This window comes from Peribacillus sp. SRI_006 (genome assembly GCF_057586375.1).
Genome location: NZ_JBYCZT010000006.1, coordinates 41,730 through 67,083, shown reverse-complemented (window position 1 = coordinate 67,083; position 25,354 = coordinate 41,730). Strand labels below are relative to the sequence as shown.

Below are 25,354 nucleotides of genomic sequence, written 5' to 3'. Positions count from 1 at the left end.
TTTCTCTATCAGGGGACATTCTCCATAAGGATACAAAGGGATTCTATGATGATTTATATATATGATTGAAGATATATCGAACTAGGAACTCTGGATGGGAATGGATAAAAAGTACCGTTTATTCAAAATTCGTAATATTACGGTAAATTTTGGCGATAATTCGACAAAATCATGATATATTATTCTAGCATTTTACAAAACTAGAAGGGTTGTGAAGTATGTCGTACAAGTTGCAAGTTAAGAAGATGCTCGCACCGATTCTTGCTGTGAGTTTAATTACAGCGCCATTTACCGTACCGGGGGAGGCATCCGCCAAAGAGTCTAAAAAGAAACCGGCCACGACTGAACCATTTATCATTTCAGCTCCTACTGTTCATTACTCAAAAGGCACCAAAGCGACTGTAACGGTCACACCGAAAAAGGGGAACAAAGGAAATGAAACCGTTGTCTTTCAATTAATGAATGGGACGAAGGTCATTTCACAATCAGCCGTTGAGGCGGATATTAAATCGGCCCAAAAGTTCTCGGCGTACTTCAACTCGTACAAATCGGGTTATTGGGTTAACGTATCGGTTGTCTCCAATTATAACGGCCATACGAGTGACTTCGGCAAAAGCCTGGCAGCCTCCGTTTCGGATGCACCATTTGAACTAAGGGTCATGGAAACGACTGATATACACACCAATCTGGTGAGCTATGATTATTATAAGGATGCCATATCGGACTCCGTCGGCTTTTCCCGCACCGCATCTTTAATCAAACAGGCTCGAAAAGAAGTGAAAAATAGCGTTTTAGTGGATAACGGCGACCTTATTCAAGGGACTCCCCTTGGTACGTACAAAGCGAAAATAGCGCCTCTGAAAAAGGGTGAAGTTCATCCCGTTTATAAAGCGATGAACTTGCTTGATTATGATGTGGCCACATTTGGCAATCATGAATTCAATTATGGTTTATCTTATTTGGACGAGGCCATCAACGATGCGAACTTCCCTTACGTCAATGCCAATGTTTATAAAAAGGATAAAGACAACAATCCAAAGAATGATAAAAATAAATATGCTCCTTATAAAATCGTCACGAAGAAAGTGAAGGACATCAATGGAAAGGAAAAAACAGTAAAAATAGGATACATTGGATTTGCCCCTCCGCAAATCATGGAGTGGGATAAAGCGAATCTAGACGGGAAGGTCATGACAAAGGAAATCGTCACCACCGCAAAAAAATATGTACCTGAAATGAAGAAAAAAGGCGCGGATGTCATCGTGGCCCTCACACATTCCGGGTTTAATGGCGATACCAAGAATACCGAGGATGTCATCTATTCATTAAGCAAGGTATCCGGCATCGATGCCATCACGTTCTCCCACACGCATAAAGTCTTCCCGGCACAAGATGAGGCTTCTTTAGACAGCCTATTCAAAGATAGCCAAGGAAAGGTTCTTGAAGGCGTGGATAATAAAAAGGGTACCATCAATGGTGTACCAGCCGTTCAAGCAGGATATGGCGGCAGTCATCTCGGGATCATCGATCTTGATATCCAAAATATCAAGGGAAAATGGAAAGTCGTCAATTCCGATTCATCAACACGGGCAATCAACGACAAAATAACAGGAAAAAAAGCGGCTGAAGATGCAGCTGTCGTCAAAGCCGTGAAGAAGGATCACGAAGGAACGATCAAGTATGTTAACACGCCAATCGGAACGACTACAGCTCCAATTCATAGTTATTTCGCCCTTGTGCAAGACGATCCTTCCGTACAGGTCGTGACGAGCGCACAGAAATGGTATGTAGAAAAATACATTCAAAGCAACCGCCCTGAATACAAAGACTTGCCCATCCTCTCTGTAGGAGCACCATTCAAAGCGGGTCGCAATGGCGTAGAGGAATTCACGGAAATCAAGGAAGGCGGACTGACCATCCGCAGCGCCGGTGATTTATATTTATACGATAATACCTTGAAGGCAATCAAGATCAAAGGGTCAGTGGTTAAAGAGTGGCTTGAGATGTCTGCCGGGAAATATAATACGATCGATCCTGCCAAGTCTGAGGAACAGGAGCTGCTTAATGGAAAGTTCGCCGTTTATAATTTTGATGTAATTGACGGTGTCACGTACCAAATCGATGTCACCAAGGCTCCGCGCTATGATGAAAAAGGGATAAAAGTGTCGGATTCAAGCAGGATTGCAGATTTGAAATATAATGGTGAACCAGTGGACCCGAATCAAGATTTCATCGTCGTGACGAATAATTACCGTGCTTCGGGCGGGGGGAACTTCCCGGGAGTCAAGGGCAGCGAATATGTGGTTGACTCTGCGGATGAAAATCGCCAAATCTTGATGGATTACATCACACAAGAGGGTGAGATCAATCCAACCGCTGATAATAACTGGTCGATAGCCCCGATTTCAGGCAAGGTGAACGTTACTTTCACCTCATCGCCAAAAGGTGCGGAATATTTAAAGGAAGACAGCCTGATTTCCTATACAGGCAAAAAGGATGATAAAGGCTTTGGCATTTACAAATACAATTTGGGGAAAGAAAACGTTAAGGTGCAACTGCTCGGGATCAATGATCTTCACGGCCAGCTTGATACGACCTCCGATTTTGGCGGCATCAAACAAGGGCGTGCCGATTATTTAGCCGCGCACTTGAAGCAGCGTAAAGCCGAAAACCCTGAAAATACACTTTTACTTTCGGCAGGGGATGCCGTTGGGGCAAGTGCACCCGTTTCTTCTTTGATCCAGGATAAACCGACGCTTCAGTTTTTGAATGATATGAAATTCGATGTCGGAACTGTCGGGAACCATGAGTTCGACAAAGGGGTAGAAACCTTGATGGCTCAGATCAATGGCGGAAAGTCGCCAACATCCGATGTGGTATTCGATAAATTGAACTTTCCATATGTAGTGGCCAATGTCGTATATAAAGACACGAAAAAACCGATTTTGGACCCTTACGTCATAAAAAATGTCGGCGGGGTTGACATTGGGTTCATAGGTGTAGTCACGAATGCCACACCTCAAAAAGTAAGTCCGGATGGCATTAAGAATGTGGAATTCATAGAACAGGCACCTGCCGTAAATAAGGCGGTTAGTGAGTTGAAAGGTAAAGGCGTCAAATCGATCGTGATCATCTCACATGACCCAGGCACGGAAAAGGAAGGGGGCATCACAGGCGAAGTGGCTGATCTTGCCAATGCCGTGGATGATGAAGTGGATGTGATCTTAGCTGGAGATAATCATGCAAAGGTCAATAACTATGTCGATAATAAATTGATCGTACAAGCTTACTCTTATGGAACGGCTTTTGAAGATGTGGATTTGGAAATCGATCCAAGCACAAAGGATATTGTCAAAAAGTCAGCTGAGATTGTAACGGTAACACAAGATGGCATCACACCGGATGCCGGGACGACGAAATTCATCAACGACTACCTGGACATGTTCCCCGAGCTGAAAGCTCCGCTTGGGACAACGGACGAGAAAATTTTAAGAACCAATGCCTATACGCAGGAAACGGGCCTTGGAAATTTAATTGCCGATTCAATGAAGGCCGATTTGAACTCCGATTTTGCCTTCATGAATCCAGGCGGAATCCGTGCAGATATTCCAAAGGGGGAAGTCACTTTTTCAGATTTAGCGAAAATCCAGCCGTTCGGAAACGTATTGGTTAAGCTGGAACTGACTGGAGCGGAAGTGAAAACGCTGCTTCAACAGCAATGGGTCGTGGAAGGATCTCCGAAAACTTTGCAAATTTCTGGACTGAGCTATACAGCCGATTTCAGTAAACCTGTCACGGAGCGTGTCACCTTATTGAAGAAAGCGGACGGAACACCGATCAAGGATACCGAAACATACACGGTGGCCGTCAATGATTTCATGGCAAGCGGCGGTGATAACTATACCGTCCTGAAAGGAAAAGAGCGTGTGTTTGGACATGCAGACCTGGAAGCATTCGTTAACTATGTGAAAGAGACCTTTAAAGGCGGAAAGATCACGGCAGGAATTGAAGGCAGAATTACGAATATCAATAATTAGTTGAGGTTTACTCGTGAAAATAGCACATTTACTCGTGAGTTTAGCGGGTTTACTCGTGAAAATTGAGCAATTACTCGTGAGTTTTCAACTTTTACTCGTGAAACTCTAAAGGGAGCGCTCCTTAATAGAAGGGCCGCTTTTTTTTGTGATTAATAGTTACTGAAAATGGAAAAGTTCAATCTAAATAGCAAGGTGACCCATGCTATATAGGGAATCATTGCTAAACCTGATATACGGTCTATTTTATAAAACTCGAATGCCGTCAATGTTATCAAGGTCAGCAGTCCCATAATCGTATAAAGGCTGGTCCAAGCAACGGGGAAAGTCCAGGAAGGAGGAGCAAAAGCAGGTTTCTTGAGTTTGTCATAAATTTCTTTTGAATTCCTTGTGGCGAATATCCCTACAAGTGAACTTCCGACGACAGGTACCAATACACACTTAGCCAATTTTCCGTAGTTCAATGCAGACCTCTTCTTTCTTCATTTCTTATACCTCTACTTTCGCACCTGAAAATAAAACATCCCCTTTAATCAAGAAGTGTAACTTTCCTCCAAACTTTACGTCGGTACTATTAAGAAAAGGGGGGAATACCGATGAACCGTAAAACAATGATGCTTATGTTCTGTTTGTTTCTTTTACTTGCTGGATGCAGCAGTAATGAAAAAGATGATTCAGCATCTAAAGCACAGGATGAAACGGCGGACAGCAAAATGGACGCTTCAATTTCCGGGAATAAGGTGCAGGAAGAGGCAGCGGAAAAGGAAGGGATGACGGATGAAAGAAAGGTCATCCATCAAGCTCAGCTTGAGTTGAAGGTGAAGAACCTTGAAAAAGCACAAATGAAGATTGAGAATAAGGTGGCTGAATATGGCGGATATGTTGTTGAGTCCAATGTATACAGGGAAGATGAAGAACTGGTGGAAGGAACGATCACGGTTCGGGTCCCTGAAGCCCATTTTCAGGATTTTCTAACCGATAGCGAGGGCGAGGCTTCAGAAGTGGTCGGAAGGAATGTGACAGGACAGGATGTAACGGAGCAATATGTGGATTTAAAAGCAAGATTGAAGTCAAAGAGGGCAGTGGAGGAAAGGTTACTTGCATTCATGAAGGATGCTGAGAAGACGGAAGATTTGCTGAAAATATCATCCGATCTTGCCGTGGTGCAAGAAGAAATAGAGCAGCTGACCGGGCAAATGAAGTATCTTGAAAACCAGACCTCATATTCGACGGTCGCCATCACGTTATCACAGGACAGGATAGTTGTGCCGGGCATTGATAATAAGGAATTGAATACATGGGAGAGGACAAAGAAACAACTTGCAACGAGTGCGAATCTATTACTTAAAGCGGGTTCAGGAATCATTGTTTTTATAATCGGAAACTTGCCGATCCTCATTATTTTAGGCGGAGCTGGTGCGGTGGTCCATTGGGTGATCAAAAGAAGGGGTAAAAGGTGAAGGAATGAAATAGAGGGTGCCAATTAGATTGGGCACCCTCTGGCATTTATCTTTTCCGTTTATGCAAGCCGGTCACATAATACAGGACTACCAACAGTAAGATCCAAATCGGACCAACGATTAGAGCGATTCTTGTATCTGCTGAAAAACCGAGTACGATCATTACGAATACTAAAAAGGCTAAAGTGAAATAAGAAGTCAATGGGAAAAGAGGCATCTTGTAAGATAAGCCTTGCTTTTCTCCCTGACTCATTTTTCGTCTAGACATAATCTGTGTGACAAGTATCGTTCCCCATGTCCAGAGGGCGCCGAATGTAGCGACACTTGTGACGTAAGTGAAAACTTTATCGGCTTCCATGTAGTTAAGGTAAACGCCGAAAAGAAGTACGATAGCCGAAACGATAATGGCAACGCCAGGAACGCCTGACTTTGTTGTACGTTCGAAACTTTTTGGTGATTCACCTTGCTGTGCCAGGTTGAATAACATTCTTCCTGTACTGAAGATCCCGCTGTTACAAGATGAAAGGGCTGCTGTCAGTACGACAAACTGAATGATTCCTGCTGCGCCTGGTATACCGATTTTATCAAACATCATAACGAATGGACTGTTTTCTCCATTCATTTCATCCCATGGGGTGATTGATAAAATGACCGTCAGAGCTAAAACGTAAAAAAGTAAAATCCGATAAAAAACGGTATCGATGGCTCTTTTTAAAGATTTTTCAGGGTTTTTAACTTCACCTGCGGTTACACCGAGCATTTCAATTCCCAAATAGGCGAACATGACCATTTGGAACGAGAGGATGACTCCAGAAATCCCATTAGGGAAAAATCCGCCATTTTCAACAAGGTTGCCGAAACCGACCGCGATTCCGCCGTTCCCCAAACCAAAGATGATCATTCCGAAGCCAAGGACAATCATCAGGATGATCGTTACGATTTTAATGAGGGCGAACCAAAACTCCAATTCACCGTAAGCTTTTACAGCAAGAAAGTTAATCGTTGTCATGATGGCAAGTGCGGCTAACGCCCAAGCCCATTGCGGAGTATCAGGGAACCAAAATTGCATGTAGATTCCGACTGCCGTAATTTCAGCCATACAGGTGGCGATCCAAACGAACCAGTAATTCCATCCGGTAATATATCCGGCAAGAGGACCGACAAATTCGCTTGCGTAGCGGCTGAAGGAGCCTGCGACTGGATTTTTTATTGCCATTTCACCTAGTGCACGCATGATAAGATAGATCATAAGTCCGCCAATGGCATAAGAAATGATGATTGCTGGACCGGCTAATTTAATCGCAGATGCCGAGCCGAGAAATAAACCGACTCCAATGGCTGCGCCAAGAGACATTAATGCGATATGTCTTTCTTCCAAACCTCTATGTAGTTGAGATTCTTTGGAGTTTTGCATAATTTTCCCCTTTTCTATGTTGGAGTTTAATTTTCTCTATCTAGCATTTTATCACTAGTAGAGGAGAATACATATTATTTATTGATTTTTCACATAATATTACAACTAAATAATATATTTTAATAGGATGAATGTAAAGCAAAAAATGAAAACGCTTACCACGGGAGTGACCCCATGTTTTTTCTCGTATAATAATTATTCGAAACTATTTATAATGCTATATAAACAAAATATAATTATGTGATTTTTCAAAAAATTTAGACATTTAAAAGTGAAAAAGCTGTCCCAAAGATAAGGAACAGCTTGGTTTAGTTTCATCATTGCCAGCCGTTGCTAGTGATGGAGTAATGAAAAGAGAGGGAATAAAGAAAGCGAGCGCGAGTAATATGGACTGGGCAAATCTTGATTCATGTTTTGTGAACATGTGATTCCTCTATAATTCTATACATACCCATTTCCAGAGAAATGGGCATGTATATGTAAAGTTATGGATATTAGCCGATTTTTCCTTCTGGATTGTCAAAAATGAGAGAAAACAGCTAGTGATGCTTAGCGGAATTTAGTGAAATAGCCCGGGAAATATCGAAGGCTGTCATGGAAATGACACGAAAAACCGTCAGCATGCTACTGACGGTTTTTTTTACTCTGTTTTAATAGAAGACTTTGAATGAAACTCAATAACAATGATCCGATTAAAGCCCCCCAAAAAGAATCTATTACAAAGCCACTGACAATATAGGAAGTGATTTGGAATGTGAAGGCATTGATAATGAAAGAAAACAACCCGAACGTCAGGATGGTGATCGGCAATGTGATAAGTTGGAGAATGGGTCTAACCAGCAAGTTCATGATCGATAATATAAAAACCGCCAGCAAGGCAGTTCCGTAAGATTTGATCGTGATGGAGTCGAGAAGCCAGTCAATAACGAGCAATACCAGCCCGTTGATAAGAAAACGCATGATTATGTTCATGAAAAACTCCTCCTGAAGACACTTTCTACAAGTCATTATACTAAAATTTAATGAATTTCAGTTATATGTTTGCAGAATTGTCACAAAAAAAAGAGGATACGATAAGCATTCCCAGAATGGAATAGACGCTTTTTATTTAAAATGTCCGTCGATTTCAGAAATCCGCTCCCTTTCCGCCGACCGTCTGCCAAGCCTCCTCGGCGCAAGCGCCTGTGGGGTCTCGGCTAGCCAGTTATTCGGCAGGAGTGTCGCAAATTTCTTCCATCCAATATAGGTTTTATCAATATAAAAGTAAACCATGACGGTAAGCAAGTCTTGTTTTAAAAAGACGGTTCGACTACAGTCTTTTCATTTAAAAGGTCCAGTCGATTTCAGAAATCCGCTCCCTTTCCGCCGACCGTCTGCCAAACTTCCTCGGCGCGAGTGCCTGTGGGGTCTCGGCTAGCCAGTTATTCGGCAGGAGTGTCGCAATTTTCTTCCATCCAATTTAGGATTTCATCAATATAAAAGTAAACCATAAAGGTAAGCAAGCCTTGTTTTAAAAACACGGTTTGGCTACAGTCTTTTCATTAAAAAGGTCCGTCGATTTCAGAAATCCGCTCCCTTTCCGCGGACTGTCTGCCAAACCTCCTCGGCTAAGCGCCTGTGGGGTCTCGGCTAGCCAGTTATTCGGCAGGAGTGTCGCAATTTTCTTCCATCCAATGAGGATTATAGGTGAAAAAAACTTAAAGGATAAACTAGTTTTAAACTTGGTTCCGAATAGATATCTGCCTGCAGTTTTTATTTTAAAAAACATTTCGGTTGATTGGAACGGAAGGTACGAGACTCCTGCGGGAAAAGCGTGGCCAAGGGGAGACCCCGCAGGCGACGCCGAGGAGGCTCCCGCCCGCCCGCGGAAAGCGAGTGCCTGTAGTGGAAATCAACTAACGTTCCCATTTACAAACCCACAAAAAAAAGACTGCCGGCAAACAAATATTATCTAGCTTGAATCATAAGGGTTCTATCTAAATAAAACAAAGTTGATTGGAACGGAAGGTACGAGACTCCTGCGGGAAAAGCGTGGCCAAGGGAGACCCCGCAGGCGACGCCGAGGAGGCTCCCGGACCGTCCGCGGAAAGCGAGTGCCTGCAGTGGAAATCAACGTTTCTTTTTACAAACGTTTCAGCTAGTTTTCTTCAATCCGTTGCGGATTTTATAAAACAGTAAAAAACCATGAAGCATAACTTGGTTTTTTGTGAAATTATGGTTGGTGATAAGGCCATTCCGAACCCCATTTGTCTACAAAATGGGATTCATTAGGTTCTCTTTAGTTGTTGGCAATGATCTTTTCGAATTCACTTAATTCCAAAGTGTTTTTTAATTTGGGATTGGTGTTTAAGGAAAGAAGGGCACTTTCAATAAGAAAGGTTCGCGGTTCAACGTTTTGTAATAATTCCTCTTGGATAAAGTGAATCAATTTTAAGTTTTTAACCCGTTCCGCTTCATCATCTTGGCAAAGCCTCAAGATCATCTTTTTTAGGTCATTTGCAGAGTGCAGGAGTGCTGTATGAAAATCCTGCTGGTTATGGAAGCACTCAGGCAGCCATTGCTTGATGAGATCGGGTTCCAAAAGCTGTGCATTTGACTTGCTGACATCTTCGAAAATCGATTTAATCCTATCGACACAATAACGGATAATTTCAGTAGGGTTGAACTCGGGCTCTTTAGCCAAGGCATTAAAATGAATCGTTTGATGCATCATTCCCGAGTAAAGAATGGCACAGTCCAAAATATAAGGTTTTTTATCAGCACCGAAAATATCCAGAAACCGTTTTGATAACCAATGGATATGCTGGAATTTAGCATGTGTTATGAAGTTCTTAAGTTCGTTATCATTTGAAATCATTACTTCTTCATATAAGAAAAAGATTTTGTTGTTTTTGTTTGAGTGCATTTGTAATTCTGATTGTTTGATGAATATTTCAATATCTGCAAGGTTTTGCCCAATCAGCAATTCATTCCGCTCTTTTTCGAATTTTTCTTGCGAAGTTAGGAAGACTGCCTTAAGCAATTCGCTTTTAGAAGAAAAATAGTTGTAAAATGTTCCTTTTGAAATGCCGCTATAATCTAAAATATCCTGAATGGAAGTTGCTTGGTAACCCTTTTCAATAAATAATTGGTGCGCATATTTAACTACCATTTGTTTGCGCTCATTCATATATATCACCCTTACTCTTATTGGACGGTCATTTTAACGTAATAGTATCTTATTTTCTATATGAACACAAACCAGTATGTTTATAAATTCCCTAGCAAAATAAGGGGGACGGCCTTTTGTTTCAGCTGATTCAGGAAGGGCTCTGTTGAAAGATAGGATTCACAAAAACAATGAAAAATTCAGTTTCTATGCATCCGGCTATTCGTCATTCTGTAAATAAAGTCTGATGAAGTGAACAAAGTCACAGGAGAACAATTCGGTTTGTTATAAGATGAATAGAAGGAAAGAGGTAAAGTAGTTCAAAGTATCTATGATTATTCGTCAACCATTCTCGATTGCTATCCCATTGGTAGGAGAAATGATAAAATCACTCGTCATGAAGGAAAATCGCCTATAAGGGTCGTATACCATTATTAGGAATGGAATTATGTGAATAGGCTGTTCCTCCAGCGTTTATACCTTTTGTACTATCCATATTATGGATGTTTTTGGTGTTATATCATCAACGAATGAATAATGAATTGATTATTATATTAAAATTATTATAAATAAGTATTGATTTTTTTCTGAGAAGCTTTATCATTATATACATAAATAATAATGAAAAGGTGGTTCAATTATGTCGAATAAGAAAAACCTTACTACAAGCTGGGGAGCACCAGTTGGAGACAATCAAAACTCTATCACTGCCGGCGAACGCGGCCCTGTGCTCATTCAAGATGTACACTTATTGGAAAAGCTAGCCCACTTCAACCGTGAACGTGTCCCTGAACGTGTGGTTCATGCGAAGGGTGCCGGTGCATACGGCACTTTCGAAGTAACGAACGACCTTTCTCAGTACACGAAAGCTAAACTTTTCAATGGTGTGGGCAAGAAGACAGATCTTTTTATCCGTTTCTCCACAGTTGCAGGTGAATTGGGTTCTGCAGATACAGTCCGTGATCCGCGTGGATTTGCCGTTAAATTCTACACCGAAGAAGGAAACTACGATATTGTCGGAAATAATACGCCAGTATTCTTTATTCGCGATGCGATTAAATTCCCCGACTTCATTCATACACAAAAGAGAGATCCTAAAACACATTTGAAAAATCCTACGGCTGTTTGGGATTTCTGGTCACATTCACCGGAATCTCTGCACCAAGTGACGATCCTGATGTCCGATCGGGGCATTCCTGCTACACTTCGCCATACACATGGTTTCGGTAGCCACACATTTAAATGGGTGAATGCAGAAGGAAAAGGCGTTTGGGTGAAATACCACTTCAAAACAGAACAGGGCATCAAAAACCTAGATGTTGATCTTGCTGCAAAACTAGCAGGGGAAAACCCTGATTACCATACGGAAGATCTTTTCAATGCCATTGAAAAAGGGGACTTCCCTGCCTGGAAATTATATGTTCAAATCATGCCTCTGGAAGATGCGGATACATACCGTTTCGATCCATTCGATGTGACGAAGGTATGGTCTCAAAAGGATTATCCGCTGATTGAGCTTGGTCGTATGGAATTGAACAGAAATCCTGAAAACTACTTTGCTGAAGTAGAGCAAGCCACATTCTCACCGGGAACATTCGTACCGGGAATTGAGGCTTCCCCGGACAAGATGCTTCAAGGGCGTCTATTCGCATACGGAGATGCACACCGTTACCGTGTGGGCTCGAACCATAACCAGCTTCCGGTTAACCGTCCGAAAGTGGAAGCGAACAACTATCAGCGTGATGGCTTCATGCGTGCAGATGACAATGGCAAGGGATCTGTTTATTATGAGCCGAATAGTTTTGGCGGCCCTGCCGAATCAACGGAAAATAAAGTCACTCCTTTCGAGGTGACCGGGAAAGCTGCACAAGTTGGTCATAATAGTGATGATCACTACACTCAAGCAGGTGACTTATACCGTCTATTGAGTGCCGAAGAGAAAACGCGCCTTGTTGACACGATCGTGGGTGCAATGAAACCTGTGGAATTAGAGGAAATCAAGCTTCGTCAAATCGGTCATTTTTATAAAGCCGATCCGGAATACGGAACGCGCATAGCCGAAGGTTTAGGTTTATCAGTACCGCAGGAAGTGTAATATATGGTTCTCCCAATCTAGTAAATGCAAAAGGCATCCATTCATGAATGGATGCCTTTTTTGTTTACGCAGGACGCCGTTTTTAAATGACATCCGACAAGTTCGTTAAGAATATATAGTTATAAATGTCTTCAGGGGAATTTTTGCAGTCAGATTAATTGGGGGCCAGTTAAGATCAACAGTAAAGGGTGGTATTAATGACCAGTAAAAAGGTTCGGGTGTTAGTGGGCAGTCCAATTTACCAAAAACCACATATTTTACAAAAGTTCCTGCTTTCACTCAAACGGTTGGATGCGGAGGGGAAGGAACTTGCCTATTTCTTCATTGACGACAATGAAGATGAGCGATCAAGCCAGATGCTCGAAGATTTCAGTCAGGAGCAGAACAATGTCAAATTACTGGCATCCAATCAAAGCGATGTTTATGTGTGTAATGGCACTACCCATTACTGGAATGAAAATTTGGTATGGAAGGTCGCGGATTTCAAAAATATGATAATCGAACATGCGATCAAAGAACAATATGATTATTTATTTCTAATCGATTCAGACCTCCTGCTATATCCTCAGACCATCAACCAGCTTATATCTGCAAATAAGGATATCACCTCTAATATCTTCTGGACAAAATGGCAGCCTGATGCCGAAGAGCGGCCTCAAGTATGGTTATATGATGAATATACCCAATGGGAGATATCACGCGGTCAGGCGTTGACGGACTCGGAGATCAACACACGTTATCAATCGTTCATCCGACAGATGCGAACACCTGGTGTTCATAAAGTTGGGGGACTGGGTGCCTGTACACTCATCAGCCAAAAAGCTTTGAAAGCTGGGGTGAATTTTAATAGAATCGAGAATCTGACATTTTGGGGTGAAGACCGGCATTTTTGCATCCGTGCAGCAGCTTTAGGGATTTCGATGTATGTTGATACCCACTTACCCGCTTATCATATATACAGGGATTCGGATTTGGAAGGTGCGATGGAATTTCTTGATCGAACGGATATGGGGGAAGGTTCAAAGGTAGCATCACATCCTAAATTAACGCTGAGCATGGTCATGAAAAATGAAAGCGAGCGCTATCTAAGGAAGGTTTTAGAGGAAATTCGTGATTATATTGATGAAGCCGTGATTATTGATGACGGCAGCACGGACAATTCCGCAGAGGTTTGTTTAGAGGTATTGAAAGGGATACCGGTGCGTATCATCAGGAATGACATCTCCAAGTTCTCCAATGAAATTGAACTTCGTAAAATGCAATGGACAGAGACAGTGAAGTCAAATCCCGACTGGATTTTAAATCTTGACGCCGATGAAGTGTTTGAAAATAGGTTCAAAGAGGAAGTCAGGCAGCTGATAAGCGATCAAGAAGTGGATGTATATTGCTTCCGGTTATATGACTTTTGGAATGAAACCCATTACAGGGAGGATGAACACTGGTGCGCTCACCAGTATTACCGGCCGTTCCTGGTCAGATATCGGGAGGGGTTTGAATGCAAATGGAACGATAGGCCGCAGCATTGCGGTAGATTTGCCGAAAATGTCTTTGAATTGCCTCACAAGTTATCCGACATACGATTGAAGCATCTGGGCTGGGTCAAAAAAGAAGATCGGTTGGCGAAATTCAAAAGATATCGGGAATTAGACCCTGATGGTACGTATGGAAGTACTGAGCAATATCAAAGCATTCTGGATGAAAACCCCAACTTGATTCGTTTTGAGGAGTGACTTTTGCTTTGGCAATAATTGAATCGAATCTGCATACATTTGGGTAAGAGGAGGTGCAGTATGGACGTTTTTGTGCGGCAAAATGATTCCTTGTGGTATTATAGCCAATTATTCAAGGTGAATTACCAACTTATCATTGATTCCAATAGTGGGATTGATCCACTTGCACTTATGATTGGCCAACAAATCAAAATACCTGGCTTTACGACGACCGGCTATACCATAAAGCAAGGTGATTCGTTATGGGCAATTGCCAGGTCACGCAATCTTTCATTGGATGCCCTATTTTTAGTTAATCCCAATCTCAACCCGAATGCCTTGCAGGTCGGTCAGACAATTTCCGTGCCATTAAGGATTACGTGGAGGCTCATTCAAGGTAATCGGGAATATGCTTATGAGACGATGATGACCGATGTTAGACGTTTGAAAACAATCTATCCATTTATAAAAACCTCCCCCATCGGGGACTCCGTGCTTGAAAGGGATATCCCCGAAGTTCTGATTGGAAATGGCAACAAACGAGTTCACTATAATGGTTCCTTTCATGCGAATGAGTGGATAACGACGCCTGTGATCATGACCTTTTTAAATGATTATTTACTTGCAATCACGAATCAGGCTGACATCCGCGGTCTAGATATGTTTCCCTTTTATCAACAGACGATGCTGTCGATCGTTCCAATGGTGAATCCGGACGGAGTGGAGTTGGTTTTGAAAGGACCGCCTGCAGATGAGTCTTTGAGAGGACGGCTCATCGAATGGAATAATGGCAGCGAAGACTTCTCTGGCTGGAAAGCCAATATTAACGGGGTGGATCTGAATGATCAATTTCCCGCCAAATGGGAACTGGAGCAAGCTCGCAATAATGTAACGGAGCCAGGTCCGGCAAATTATCCAGGGGAAGGGCCGCTTACACAGCCAGAGGCCATTGCTATGTCAGAGTTGACAAAAAAACGTGATTTTGGCAAAGTCCTTGCTTTCCACACCCAAGGAGAGGTCATTTATTGGGGGTTTGAAGGTTTGGAACCACCCGAGTCGGAAACGATAGTCAATGAGTTTGCGAGGGTCAGTGGATATGAGCCTGTCAAATCCGCCGGTAGTTACGCAGGGTATAAGGATTGGTACATTCAGGATTGGCGCAGGCCCGGGTTTACCGTGGAGCTGGGCAAAGGAACGAATCCCCTTCCCATATCACAGTTCGATGAGATTTATCAGAAGTCGCTTGGGATTTTCTTGGCAGGGTTATATATGTGAAATTTGACCAAATGAAAAAGCTCAACTCCGTTTCCATGGGGTAGAGCTTCTTAGTCTTATAAACTATTAGACTTGAAACGATGAGGGCTGCTGCAAAAAATAAGTAAAGTTATGCTTTACTTATCGATTGCATGATTAAATTGCTTTTTAGCTTGAAATGAACGGACATTTTCCATGCCTCGGTTATATTGCAGCCCCTACCAAAAGGAAATCTAATAGTTTTACGGTAAAGAAGTTAACCTTCCTTAGCGCTAGTATTGGCCCCACCTACGCCATATACTGTGACGGCCACGCATGCCATCCAACCTAATTTCATTATAATAGAAAGCGCTTACATTTTCAAAAATAATCGTACTGCAAATTTCGACATTCGTATAAGTGTCCCTTACCAGTAGGTGGAGAATGGTCATATTACTGATAAGGGCCCTATAAGATTCAGGTTAATCTGCAATGAATTCCTGTAGCTTTTGCCTTAGGCCACCATTGCCGAATTTAATGAACTTTGTCTTTCCGGCTTCCTGTTCCGAGGTAGAAGCGAAATCCAAAAAGGCTAAAAGGTTGATCCGGCGGTGAAGAATATGGACAATGCCGTATTCATAGAACCAATGATCGATCGTGTTGTAAACCCCTTTATTAAGTCGATATTTCTGCTGGCACCAGTGGAAAAATAGTCTGTCAGGAAGATTAAGGTACTCCATATCTTCTAAGCCCCCATTTTTCTTCTCATTCATGACAGGGGAAATGGTCCTTAGCAATTCCTTTTGCATAGTAAACTCCTCCCTCATTGTAAAAACGAAAAAACCCCCTATTCCTGTTGAATAGAGAGCCTCCAGTAGACTAGTCAGCTTATATATATTCCTTATATAAAAGCAGTATAAAGTGTATTAATCCTATTTGTCAAGTTGGTATTTGATAACGGGAAATAAATCTATTCATTTCCTGTTTTCAGTGTGATTTTAAATGAAAATACGAATAAATATTTATGTTTATTCGTTTATAGTTCGTATATAATGTTTTTGAGGAATTAAGGAGGAGAGACTGAATGTATAAATCGAAAAAGATTTTATTATTGGGCTCAGGTGAATTGGGGAAAGAGGTCATACTTGAAGCTCAGCGACTTGGTGTGGAGACCGTTGCTGTAGACCGCTATGAACATGCCCCTGCCATGCAAGTCGCTCATCGCAGTTATGTGATCGATATGCTGGATGCGGAACAACTAAGGGGAGTTGTAGAGAAAGAACAACCCGATTTGATTGTACCGGAAATAGAAGCCATCGCCACATCCGAATTAGTCAAGTTGGAAGAGGAAGGCTTTCAAGTCATTCCGACAGCAAGAGCCGCTAAATTGACGATGGATCGTGAAGGGATCAGGAGGCTGGCTTCTGAAACTCTGGAGATTCCGACAGCAGCCTACAAATTCGCAAACACTTATGAAGAATTTGTCCAAGCTGCCAAGGAAGTTGGGTTTCCCAATGTCGTCAAACCGCTGATGAGTTCTTCAGGTAAAGGGCAAAGTGTGTGCCGCACGGAAGGTGACCTGGAGGATTGCTGGAAAATCGCGATGGAAGGCGGCCGGGTTCAAAATGGACGGGTGATCATTGAAGAATTTATCCGTTTTGATTCGGAAATCACGCTGCTTACTGTCCGGGCCGTAAATGGTACCATGTTTTGTGCTCCAATCGGTCACATTCAGCAGGGCGGGGATTATATTGAATCCTGGCAGCCGCATAATATGACAGAAGCACAAATAATGGAAGCGAAAAGAATTGCCCATGCCATTACGGATGAACTTGGCGGGTATGGATTATTCGGGGTAGAGCTGTTCCTCTCAGGGGATAAAGTTTATTTCAGTGAAGTTTCCCCACGTCCGCACGATACGGGGCTAGTGACATTGGTGACTCAGAATTTGTCCGAGTTTGCCCTTCATATTCGGGCGATTCTAGGATTCCCCATCCCGGAAATCAAGCTGATCAGTCCAGGTGCCAGCCGTCCATTAAAAGCGCAAGATGAGTTATCGGAATATTCAATAGTCGGTGTTGAACAGGCTTTGGCTTTACCTGATACACAAGTGCGTCTTTTCGGAAAACCTGTTACAAAGGCAGGTAGAAGGGTTGCGGTCGCCCTGTCGTCTGCCGATTCCATCGAGGTGGCGAGAGTGAATGCGGCCCGTGCTTTGGAATGTTTAGTTGTAGAGAAAGAATAGTGAAAAAAGCGCTCTTTGAATGGAGCGCTTCAGCTTGTCGACAAGAGGGAGCAGATTTCTTAAATCAAATGGAACATGATCTTCACTCCAGGTACTCGCTTTCCGCCCGCGGAAAGCGAGCATCTGGAGGGGAAATCAACCACAACTCACTACCTGGTAAATAGCAACAAAGTATGTGAAAACAGCCATTTTTTTTCTCCATTAATAGCACATTAAACTCCTAACAATCATCCGATTTGAAGATGTTCAATGGCCTGTAAATATACCCTAGCTACTGATGACTTCCCTGAATAACCAATTCCACATGCTGTCTTTACTTTGTCTTAACAATTATCCTGTCACTTTTTTACATAGCCTTGACATTGAGTTCATTTTCTTCACCTATAGTTAAATTAAATAGAAAACATTAACGGGAGGTCATTCATTTGAATCGCAATTGGAGTAAAAAGGTTTTACCCATCACGCTCGTTTCTGCATTGGCATTTGGAAGTTTATCATGGTCCGGTGCGGATCGTGTTTCGGCAAAGGGGAACCCAAATAAAGAACCGGAAATCAAGAACGTTATTTTCCTTATCGGTGACGGCATGGGTGTTTCCTATACCTCCGCTTACCGGTATTTAAAAGATAATCCTGGTACGAAGGTGGCAGAACGGACAGAGTTTGATAAATACTTGGTTGGCCAGCAGATGACTTACCCAGAAGACTCTGCACAAAATATAACGGATTCAGCTTCAGCCGCTACGGCAATGTCTGCAGGAGTGAAGACTTATAACGCTGCCATTGCAGTGGATAATGATAAATCCGAAGTCAAAACCGTATTGGAAGCAGCAAAGGAAAAAGGAAAAGTGACGGGATTGGTTGCCACTTCGGAAATCACTCATGCTACGCCTGCATCTTTTGGCGCCCATGATGAAAATCGGAAAAACATGAATTCAATCGCAGACGATTATTATAACGAATTAATCAAAGGCAAACATAAAATTGACGTCCTATTGGGCGGAGGGAAGTCCAATTTTGTCCGGCCTGATGTCAATTTGGCGAAAGCCTTCGAAAAAGACGGTTACAGTTATGTGACGGATAAAAATCAAATGCTAAAGGACAAAAATGAGCAGGTTCTTGGTTTATTCGCTTCTGAAGGACTTCCGAAAATGATAGACCGCCCAAGTGAAACGCCTTCTTTGGCAGACATGACAAGTTCGGCGATCCAGCGCTTGAATAAAGATAAAGATGGATTCTTCCTTATGGTCGAGGGAAGCCAGGTCGATTGGGCAGGACATGATAATGATATCGTAGGTGCAATGAGTGAAATGGAAGACTTTGAAAAAGCATACAAAGCGGCCATGGAATTTGCGAAGAAAGACAAACATACCTTAGTGGTGGCTACGGCGGATCACTCTACAGGAGGATTCTCGATCGGAGCAAAAGGAATATATAACTGGTACGGTGAGCCAATCAAGTCAGCCAAACGCACTCCTGACTTCATGGCGGATGCCATCGTCAAAGGCGCTGATGTCGAAAAGACGCTAAAGCAATATATTAACCAAAACGTAGTGAAGTTAACTGACGGTGAAATCAAAACGGTAACTGAAGCTGCCAAATCAAAAAATGTGACGAATGTCGATAATGCCATCGAAGCCATATTCGATAACCGGACCAATACTGCCTGGACTACTGGGGGACATACGGGTGAAGATGTTCCAGTCTACGCATACGGGCCATATAAAGATCGTTTTGCCGGGCAGGTCGATAACACGGATCAAGCCAAAATCATTTTTGAGCTATTAAAGAAATAATGACTTCAGGGAGGGATTCAATGAACAGACTGATGATCGGTGCCCTGTTATTAACGGCATTTGGTGCTCTTAATACCCAACCAGCTTACGAAGAAGAAACGACAGCTAAAGAAAAAACAGAGGAAATTGCACGACCACTGGAAAAAAAGGATGTCTATGTTCCGAATCCGCAGCTTCCTGATGATAGAAACTTGAACCAGATCGGACAGAACGTTTCCGATGCCAAAGGTGAATTAACCTTGAAGGCCTATAAAAAAGTGAATGAAACGTTGAATGTTGGCCCGATCGAGGTTAACATCAAAGAAATGAAAGTGATGCATGCCACTCCGGATTACAGCATGATCGATTTCTTCCACGGCTATACGCATGATGAAGATTTCGATTTCGTAAAAGTGAACGTGGAAATCAAAAACAATTCGGATAAAAAAATTAAGTTTTCGCCAGTTGCTTTCCTTGAAACGGACAGAGGAGAACATCTGACATGGGAAGATGAGATCTATTTGGAAGAACTTACTGGTGAAATAGATGGAAACGGTTCAAAAAGCGGAAACATTGGTTTCATTCTAAATGATGGAAACATAAAAGGCATATCCGTCATGTCAAGTGATGCGGTGGATGACGAAGGGAAAGTCCTTGCAAAAGGCAAGTCAGCTGAATTCGCTTTTTAAAGAATATGTATAAATGGCTTGGAAAAATAAAATACTAGAACAAGTGATGGGGATTACTATCACTGAACGGAATATCCAAATCCTAATGATGAGGTGACACAGAATGAGTTATAAAGATCAATTAGATCCACATTCTCAAAAGTTTCACCATAATTGGACAAGACCTAAGCGTTCAAAATCTCAAGTTAATGGCCACACGCAAGAATCACAAACAAACATTATACTAAGAAGCAATGCAAAGGCTCACAGGTGGTAACGGATATTTCCGACAAAGAAGGAGGCTCCCAGCGAGTCTTCTTCTTTATATTTAGAATCATCTTAATCCAAGCAAGGCATTCATGGCTTTTCACTCATAATTATGATACCATTTACCTTTGAGATTAAAGTGATGAGCTTGGCGTGAAACTGGAGTCGATTGAAAGTTTCACCTTATACAAATAGAGGACGTGAATTGTAATGATTAAAATTGAAATCCCTGCAGCGGATATAAGCATCAAACAAAGAAAGCAAGTTATAGAAGGAGACGAAGCTGTCATTCCTGAAATTTACGGGTTTATCGATTTTCATTTGATTCCCCGTGATAAAGGCGGAATCATCTTGTTTTACAATGAGAATGATGAACTGATTTTTGTCGGTAAAGCCCGTAAATTAAGACCAAGGGTCAAGAAGCATTTCGAGGATAATGTTTCTCCGATTAAAGAGCACCGTAATGAAGTCAAGAAAATTGACATTCTTTTAGTCGAAGACGCTATGGAACGTGAAATCTATGAAACGTACATGATCAACAAGCTTCATGCTAAATACAACGTCGATAAAGTGTTTTATAAATAAGAAACACCTATGAAAAGCTGACTGCATATGCACTCAGCTTTTTTTGTGTTTAGGGATATGTACACCAAATAATTTCGTACATTTACAGCAGCTACATGTTAGGTTAACAATGTTGGTTTATATTTAGAGTATTCCAATACATTCTCAGGAGGAAGCTATTGAAGAAAATACTTTGTAAAAAGGTGTTGGTTATCTCGATCGGGACAGTGATTGCCTTTGGGAATTTAACGTGGTCCATATCACAAGCTTCTAAGCTGGCGAAACAGAGAGAGATTGAAACTTTTGAACAAAAGACAGTAACATCTTCAGGGTGGGAAATGGCGGAATAAGCACAATGGCCAATAATTTTTTCTCGATTTGCAACAAAGAAAAAGAAAAATGTATTGGATAATGAAACGTTGTTAATGATCAGCTGTTTGTAAATATAGAGGTACATTAAAATGATTAAACTGCAATGGAGGTTCCTTACACATGATGTAATGTGTGATTGGGCTTCCATTTAATTTTATTGTTTAATGTCAGACCCTTTCATTTATCCGTGGTGTGTCGGAGCAAGCGTGATTACATGGGTTCATGAGAAGTATTCGGAGGCAATTTTAAAAAAACTTGCAAATAGTAATGATTACGTTTTATTATTAGAGAGTGTCTTTATATGGTGATTGCTTCGGCATTTAAATCGTAATGATTTTGATTTACTTGAAGCAAAGATATTAGGTAAAGGAGTGGTAAGGGTTGGAGATGAAGAAAATTCCGGTTACGGTATTGAGTGGATACCTTGGAGCAGGAAAGACGACGCTTTTGAATCATATTCTTGAGAATAGGGATGATCTGAAGGTTGCCGTCATCGTTAATGATATGAGTGAAATCAATATTGATGCTTCGCTGGTCAAACAGGGAGGGTTTACCCGGACGGATGAAAAACTGGTGGAAATGCAGAATGGCTGCATTTGCTGTACGCTTCGTGAGGATTTGATGATTGAAGTGGAGAGATTGGCGAAACAAGGGGACATTGATTACATCGTGATTGAATCGACTGGGATAAGCGAACCGGTCCCTGTAGCCCAAACCTTCTGTTATGTTGATGAAAGCATGGGAATTGATTTATCGAAATCTTGCCGGCTTGATACGATGGTTACCGTTGTTGATGGGTATAATTTTTGGCAAGACTTCACTTCCGGAGAAACGCTTATTGACAGGATGCAGGCAACTGATGCTGCGGATGGCAGGGAAGTGGTCGATCTATTAATAGATCAGATAGAGTTCGCCAATGTCATCCTGTTAAATAAGATCGATCTGATGGATGCTGATGCCGTTGCGGAATTGAAGGCGGTTCTTCATAAAATGAATGCCGATGCGAGAATTATCGAAACAAACCATTCCAAGGTGCCGCTAAAGGATGTATTGAATACACATTTATTTGATTTTGAAGAGGCAAGCCAAGGAGCCGGCTGGATAAAGGAATTGAATGAAGAGCATATCCCGGAGACCTTGGAGTATGGGATTTCTTCCTTCGTTTACAGGAGGGGAATACCCTTTCATCCCGAACGGCTGATGGAGTGGTTGGAAAACTGGCCCGTACAAGTGGTGAGGTCGAAGGGATTCCTTTGGCTGGCATCGAGAAATGATACGGCAGGCTTGCTTTCGCAGGCAGGACCGTCATTGACTTTACAAGCAGCCGGTAAATGGATTGCAGCTTACCCTGAGGAAGAACAGCGCCAAATTTTAAAGGAAGCACCTGAATTATCGGAACGGTGGAATGCAGTATACGGTGACAGGATGACGGAGCTTGTGATGATTGGCATTCAAATGAATCAACAGGAAATCGAAAATGAATTAGATCAATGCTTATTGACGGAAATGGAGATGCAGCAGGATTGGTCTCTTTATGAAGATCGATTGCCTGCATTTACGGAAATCGTTCATTAAAAAACTTTAGGAGGAAATAGAAATGAGAGTAAACATTACGTTAGCATGCACAGAATCAGGGGACCGAAATTATATTACAACGAAAAACAAGCGGAATAATCCGGACAGGATCGAATTGAAAAAGTACTGCCCGCGATTGAAGAAACACACGCTTCACCGTGAAACGAAGTAATTTTAAGGTTTAAATCGTAATGATTATGTTTTACCGAAGAGAATGGATGTAATAGGAGGGAAGGATTGGCTGACGCCAGTCATCCGATCGCATGATTTACGCTGCGCGGAATGTGGTTATCCAATTGTATCGCAGTCGTTGCAGTGGGGACCTGATTTATATGTCACGGGTGCGTTGGCGGAACTTGAAATGGGACCGATATCCAGGAATATATCGGGAGCAAGACAGGCAGCGGAACGAATTGTGAATAGTTTATAGATTTTTCATACAATCAAGATTAAAAAAAAGGAGAATATAAATGGCAAAAAAATCCAAGGTGATAAAAGCGCAAAAACAGGTGGCAATGGTCGAAAAGTATACAGAACTTAGAAAGGAATTGAAGGAGAAAGGGGATTATGCCGCATTGGCCAAACTCCCTCGTGATTCCTCGCCGACAAGGGTTCACAATCGTTGTGGAGTAACGGGGAGGCCCCGTGGATATATGCGCAAATTCAACATGTCACGTATCGTTTTTAGGGAACTTGCTCATAAAGGGCAACTGCCGGGTGTCAAAAAGTCAAGCTGGTGAAGCGGGGAGTTCTAAATTCATAAGAAAAGGGCCCCTCAGTTTGGCGACAAAAGGGGGATGGAGTCCGAATAAAGGGCAGTGTAGTGCTTGTTAATACGGACGGAACCTCATTAGATTGAAGAATATTTGCAACACTCCTGCCGAAAAACTGGCTAGCCGAGACCCCACAGGAGCTTGCGCCGAGGAGGCTTGGCAGACAGTCGGCGGAAAGGGAGCGGATTTCTGAAATCAACTGGGACTTTAATTGATTTGTTTACAGTCTGAGGAGCCCTTGTTAAAAACAAGGGCTCCTTCCCATTCAAAAGTGTTTGCTTACTTGACTGCCTTTAATGCTTGTTCGGATATATAAAAGTCTTTTCCGTTGTAAACGGTGATCACATTAATTTCTTTTTCTTTAGTGGATTTAGGAGTCTTGCTGATAACGATATTCTTATTTGCAGGCAACTCCACTTTTTGCTGCCCCTTTTTCGCTACGAAAACCGGGTTATTCGGGTCTGTAACATCAATGCGGGTTGAATATCCTTTTTTCTCAAAGGAATCTTTAGCATTCATGTATAGTGTGTTCGATAGTTTTTGTAAATCAAAGCCCATGAAATCGGCCATTTTTTTAGCGAGGTCTGTATTCTCCACTAATCCAGTCGGTTTTGAAGGGCCATAAGAATACAGGAATACGTCTTCCCCTGTATGCCCGCCAGTTGTAAAGCCAATGTTGGCACGGTTAGCAAGCAGCTTTGTCATTTCTGCACCTACATTTTTAGAAGAGGTAAGTTTTGCTGTTTCTTCAGAAGTCAGATTATCCAGTCCATACAGTGCTGCAACTTCTTTCAGATTGGAATGATCTGGTTTTAGCTTACTTAAGGCCCCTTCAACAGTCATTTTCGCTTTCTTTAATGGATCGATATAAGCTGATACGGGTGTTTCCGGGTAGGAGGAGTTCGTGTTTCCGTTACCCATTGTAATTCCGCTGTTCCCATGGTCCGTTACAGCAATGACCATCGTGTTTCCGTCATTTTTTGCAAACGTAAGGGCTTCGTTCACGGCATCATCAAAAGCTAAAGTATCACTAATCATTCCGATCGTGTCGTTTCCGTGAGCAGCCCAGTCAATCTTGCTTCCTTCAACAAATAAGAAGAAGCCATCTTTATCTTTTTTCAAGGTTTTAAGGGCTTTATTGGTCATTTCAGCTAAAGTGGGTTCACTTGGCTTTGTTGTTTTACGATCTAAATCATATGCCAGGGCGCTTGGTGCAAAGCTTCCCCAAATTTTATTCGATTTGGATTTTAACAGCTCGTCACGGGTTTCAACAAAATCATATTTGTCTTCATCAAGCACTTCCAAAAGGTTTTCTCCATCCATTCTTGCATTTTTTGTTTTACCTGGTAAAAGGGATTCTTTGCCGCCTCCCAAAACGACGTCAATCCCCTGATAAACCTGCTGTTCCGCAATATCACCATAATTGCTTCGATGTGTCACGTGAGCGGAGAAGCCTGCGGGTGTAGCATGCTGGATTTCAGATGTAGAAATGATGCCAGTAGCCTTTCCGGCTTGTTTCGCACCCTCCAAAACGTTAGCGACTGGTTTATGGGCATTTTTCGGATTAACCGAATCGAGCCCTGGAGAATTAACGATGGTTGGCAGGACACCGACAAATTTATCATTTGATTTATTTCCTGTCGCAAGCGCTGTTGCTGCAGGAGCTGAGTCGGTAATCGCCGATTCAGCCGAGTATGTACGCATGCCGCCAGACAGCATTTCGTCCATGGCTAGATTATCGCCTTTATACCACCTTGAAAGGGTTGTTGCTCCTGTGCTTGTTCCATCCATCACCATCATGATGACGTTGGTTGGTTCCTTTTTCTTGTCTTTAGCCTGAACATCTTCCTTCATTGTTGAAATACCAAGTGATGATATGGCCACCGCGCCCGCTAAAGTAATTCCTGCTACCTTTTTGCTCATTTTCCCCAAAATGGATACCTCCAAAAATATGATTACATTTAGGATAAATGCAGTATATTAAGAAATTACTTCATGTAAGTAAAGAAAGGATTTTTATCTGTA

The 25,354-nt window shown here is 42.2% G+C and carries 20 protein-coding genes and 1 pseudogene; 15 read left to right on the top strand and 6 right to left on the bottom strand.

Features of this window, described 5'->3' with window-relative positions:
• The first annotated feature begins 218 nt into the window (after nucleotides 1-218).
• Nucleotides 219-4,037: a bifunctional 2',3'-cyclic-nucleotide 2'-phosphodiesterase/3'-nucleotidase gene (locus AC2YHV_RS09945; RefSeq protein ID WP_487373119.1), complete on the top strand. Its 3,819-nt coding sequence runs from the start codon at nucleotides 219-221 to the stop codon at nucleotides 4,035-4,037.
• Nucleotides 4,038-4,186: 149 nt separating this feature from the next.
• Here the strand turns inward: AC2YHV_RS09945 and AC2YHV_RS09940 are convergent, their stop codons facing one another.
• Complete coding sequence (locus AC2YHV_RS09940; RefSeq protein ID WP_487373118.1) at nucleotides 4,187-4,498, bottom strand: TspO/MBR family protein; 312 nt, start codon at nucleotides 4,496-4,498, stop codon at nucleotides 4,187-4,189.
• A 132-nt stretch (nucleotides 4,499-4,630) separates the two neighbouring features.
• On the opposite strand from AC2YHV_RS09940, the gene AC2YHV_RS09935 reads away from it, so the two are divergent.
• Nucleotides 4,631-5,494 (top strand): DUF4349 domain-containing protein, encoded by an 864-nt coding sequence (locus AC2YHV_RS09935; RefSeq protein ID WP_487373117.1) that lies wholly within the window; start codon nucleotides 4,631-4,633, stop codon nucleotides 5,492-5,494.
• A 46-nt stretch (nucleotides 5,495-5,540) separates the two neighbouring features.
• Here the strand turns inward: AC2YHV_RS09935 and AC2YHV_RS09930 are convergent, their stop codons facing one another.
• The 3 genes from AC2YHV_RS09930 to AC2YHV_RS09920 all read right to left on the bottom strand — a co-directional run bounded on the left by AC2YHV_RS09930 (nucleotide 5,541) and on the right by AC2YHV_RS09920 (nucleotide 10,077).
• On the bottom strand, nucleotides 5,541-6,908 hold the full coding sequence (locus AC2YHV_RS09930; protein ID WP_057278004.1) for an amino acid permease: 1,368 nt from the start codon (nucleotides 6,906-6,908) through the stop codon (nucleotides 5,541-5,543).
• A gap of 624 nt (nucleotides 6,909-7,532) precedes the next feature.
• Nucleotides 7,533-7,880 carry a phage holin family protein gene (locus AC2YHV_RS09925; RefSeq protein ID WP_057278003.1) on the bottom strand — a complete coding sequence of 116 codons (348 nt, stop codon included), beginning with the start codon at nucleotides 7,878-7,880 and terminating at the stop codon, nucleotides 7,533-7,535.
• A gap of 1,306 nt (nucleotides 7,881-9,186) precedes the next feature.
• On the bottom strand, nucleotides 9,187-10,077 hold the full coding sequence (locus AC2YHV_RS09920) for a TetR/AcrR family transcriptional regulator (protein WP_057278002.1): 891 nt from the start codon (nucleotides 10,075-10,077) through the stop codon (nucleotides 9,187-9,189).
• A 619-nt stretch (nucleotides 10,078-10,696) separates the two neighbouring features.
• On the opposite strand from AC2YHV_RS09920, the gene katA reads away from it, so the two are divergent.
• The 3 genes from katA to AC2YHV_RS09905 all read left to right on the top strand — a co-directional run bounded on the left by katA (nucleotide 10,697) and on the right by AC2YHV_RS09905 (nucleotide 15,135).
• Entirely contained in the window at nucleotides 10,697-12,151 is a 1,455-nt protein-coding gene (katA, locus tag AC2YHV_RS09915; protein WP_034310374.1) for a catalase KatA, read from the top strand.
• A gap of 197 nt (nucleotides 12,152-12,348) precedes the next feature.
• A complete protein-coding gene (locus AC2YHV_RS09910; protein WP_487373116.1) occupies nucleotides 12,349-13,881 on the top strand; it encodes a glycosyltransferase in 1,533 nt (510 codons plus the stop codon).
• 60 nt (nucleotides 13,882-13,941) lie between these two features.
• A complete protein-coding gene (locus AC2YHV_RS09905; protein ID WP_191929948.1) occupies nucleotides 13,942-15,135 on the top strand; it encodes a M14 family metallopeptidase in 1,194 nt (397 codons plus the stop codon).
• Between the two features lie 440 nt (nucleotides 15,136-15,575).
• Here the strand turns inward: AC2YHV_RS09905 and AC2YHV_RS09900 are convergent, their stop codons facing one another.
• Nucleotides 15,576-15,902 (bottom strand): hypothetical protein, encoded by a 327-nt coding sequence (locus AC2YHV_RS09900; protein ID WP_222620010.1) that lies wholly within the window; start codon nucleotides 15,900-15,902, stop codon nucleotides 15,576-15,578.
• 275 nt (nucleotides 15,903-16,177) lie between these two features.
• Here AC2YHV_RS09900 and purT point away from each other — a divergent pair, with 275 nt between their 5' ends.
• From purT to rpsN, 10 genes and pseudogenes are all read left to right on the top strand, one after another.
• Entirely contained in the window at nucleotides 16,178-17,338 is a 1,161-nt protein-coding gene (gene purT / locus AC2YHV_RS09895; RefSeq protein WP_262870180.1) for a phosphoribosylglycinamide formyltransferase 2, read from the top strand.
• A 425-nt stretch (nucleotides 17,339-17,763) separates the two neighbouring features.
• Complete coding sequence (locus AC2YHV_RS09890) at nucleotides 17,764-19,131, top strand: alkaline phosphatase (RefSeq protein ID WP_487373115.1); 1,368 nt, start codon at nucleotides 17,764-17,766, stop codon at nucleotides 19,129-19,131.
• Between the two features lie 20 nt (nucleotides 19,132-19,151).
• Complete coding sequence (locus tag AC2YHV_RS09885) at nucleotides 19,152-19,799, top strand: DUF4352 domain-containing protein (RefSeq protein ID WP_487373114.1); 648 nt, start codon at nucleotides 19,152-19,154, stop codon at nucleotides 19,797-19,799.
• 103 nt (nucleotides 19,800-19,902) lie between these two features.
• Nucleotides 19,903-20,055 (top strand): YpzG family protein, encoded by a 153-nt coding sequence (locus AC2YHV_RS09880; protein WP_072272311.1) that lies wholly within the window; start codon nucleotides 19,903-19,905, stop codon nucleotides 20,053-20,055.
• A gap of 194 nt (nucleotides 20,056-20,249) precedes the next feature.
• Entirely contained in the window at nucleotides 20,250-20,630 is a 381-nt protein-coding gene (locus AC2YHV_RS09875; protein WP_170946990.1) for a nucleotide excision repair endonuclease, read from the top strand.
• A gap of 158 nt (nucleotides 20,631-20,788) precedes the next feature.
• Nucleotides 20,789-20,959 (top strand): hypothetical protein, encoded by a 171-nt coding sequence (locus AC2YHV_RS09870; protein WP_400450258.1) that lies wholly within the window; start codon nucleotides 20,789-20,791, stop codon nucleotides 20,957-20,959.
• A 409-nt stretch (nucleotides 20,960-21,368) separates the two neighbouring features.
• Entirely contained in the window at nucleotides 21,369-22,556 is a 1,188-nt protein-coding gene (locus AC2YHV_RS09865) for a GTP-binding protein (protein WP_487373218.1), read from the top strand.
• A 22-nt stretch (nucleotides 22,557-22,578) separates the two neighbouring features.
• Entirely contained in the window at nucleotides 22,579-22,728 is a 150-nt protein-coding gene (rpmG, locus tag AC2YHV_RS09860) for a 50S ribosomal protein L33 (RefSeq protein ID WP_034310390.1), read from the top strand.
• A gap of 57 nt (nucleotides 22,729-22,785) precedes the next feature.
• Nucleotides 22,786-22,986: pseudogene (locus AC2YHV_RS09855) on the top strand (hypothetical protein); the annotation flags it as partial.
• A 40-nt stretch (nucleotides 22,987-23,026) separates the two neighbouring features.
• Nucleotides 23,027-23,296, top strand: coding sequence for a 30S ribosomal protein S14 (gene rpsN / locus AC2YHV_RS09850; protein WP_487373113.1), 270 nt, complete (start codon nucleotides 23,027-23,029; stop codon nucleotides 23,294-23,296).
• Nucleotides 23,297-23,608: 312 nt separating this feature from the next.
• Here the strand turns inward: rpsN and AC2YHV_RS09845 are convergent, their stop codons facing one another.
• Complete coding sequence (locus tag AC2YHV_RS09845) at nucleotides 23,609-25,252, bottom strand: alkaline phosphatase (RefSeq protein WP_487373217.1); 1,644 nt, start codon at nucleotides 25,250-25,252, stop codon at nucleotides 23,609-23,611.
• Between the last annotated feature and the right edge of the window lie 102 nt (nucleotides 25,253-25,354).

Coding starts and splice junctions, on each gene's coding strand:
- purT (WP_262870180.1), top strand. CDS start 16,178: ATGTATAAATCGAAAAAGATTTTATTATTGGGCTCAGGTGAATTGGGG.
- AC2YHV_RS09930 (WP_057278004.1), bottom strand. CDS start 6,908: ATGCAAAACTCCAAAGAATCTCAACTACATAGAGGTTTGGAAGAAAGA.
- rpsN (WP_487373113.1), top strand. CDS start 23,027: ATGGCAAAAAAATCCAAGGTGATAAAAGCGCAAAAACAGGTGGCAATG.
- AC2YHV_RS09905 (WP_191929948.1), top strand. CDS start 13,942: ATGGACGTTTTTGTGCGGCAAAATGATTCCTTGTGGTATTATAGCCAA.
- AC2YHV_RS09935 (WP_487373117.1), top strand. CDS start 4,631: ATGAACCGTAAAACAATGATGCTTATGTTCTGTTTGTTTCTTTTACTT.
- AC2YHV_RS09910 (WP_487373116.1), top strand. CDS start 12,349: ATGACCAGTAAAAAGGTTCGGGTGTTAGTGGGCAGTCCAATTTACCAA.
- katA (WP_034310374.1), top strand. CDS start 10,697: ATGTCGAATAAGAAAAACCTTACTACAAGCTGGGGAGCACCAGTTGGA.
- AC2YHV_RS09885 (WP_487373114.1), top strand. CDS start 19,152: ATGAACAGACTGATGATCGGTGCCCTGTTATTAACGGCATTTGGTGCT.
- AC2YHV_RS09945 (WP_487373119.1), top strand. CDS start 219: ATGTCGTACAAGTTGCAAGTTAAGAAGATGCTCGCACCGATTCTTGCT.
- rpmG (WP_034310390.1), top strand. CDS start 22,579: ATGAGAGTAAACATTACGTTAGCATGCACAGAATCAGGGGACCGAAAT.
- AC2YHV_RS09865 (WP_487373218.1), top strand. CDS start 21,369: ATGAAGAAAATTCCGGTTACGGTATTGAGTGGATACCTTGGAGCAGGA.
- AC2YHV_RS09920 (WP_057278002.1), bottom strand. CDS start 10,077: ATGAATGAGCGCAAACAAATGGTAGTTAAATATGCGCACCAATTATTT.
- AC2YHV_RS09880 (WP_072272311.1), top strand. CDS start 19,903: ATGAGTTATAAAGATCAATTAGATCCACATTCTCAAAAGTTTCACCAT.
- AC2YHV_RS09845 (WP_487373217.1), bottom strand. CDS start 25,252: ATGAGCAAAAAGGTAGCAGGAATTACTTTAGCGGGCGCGGTGGCCATA.
- AC2YHV_RS09900 (WP_222620010.1), bottom strand. CDS start 15,902: ATGCAAAAGGAATTGCTAAGGACCATTTCCCCTGTCATGAATGAGAAG.
- AC2YHV_RS09925 (WP_057278003.1), bottom strand. CDS start 7,880: ATGAACATAATCATGCGTTTTCTTATCAACGGGCTGGTATTGCTCGTT.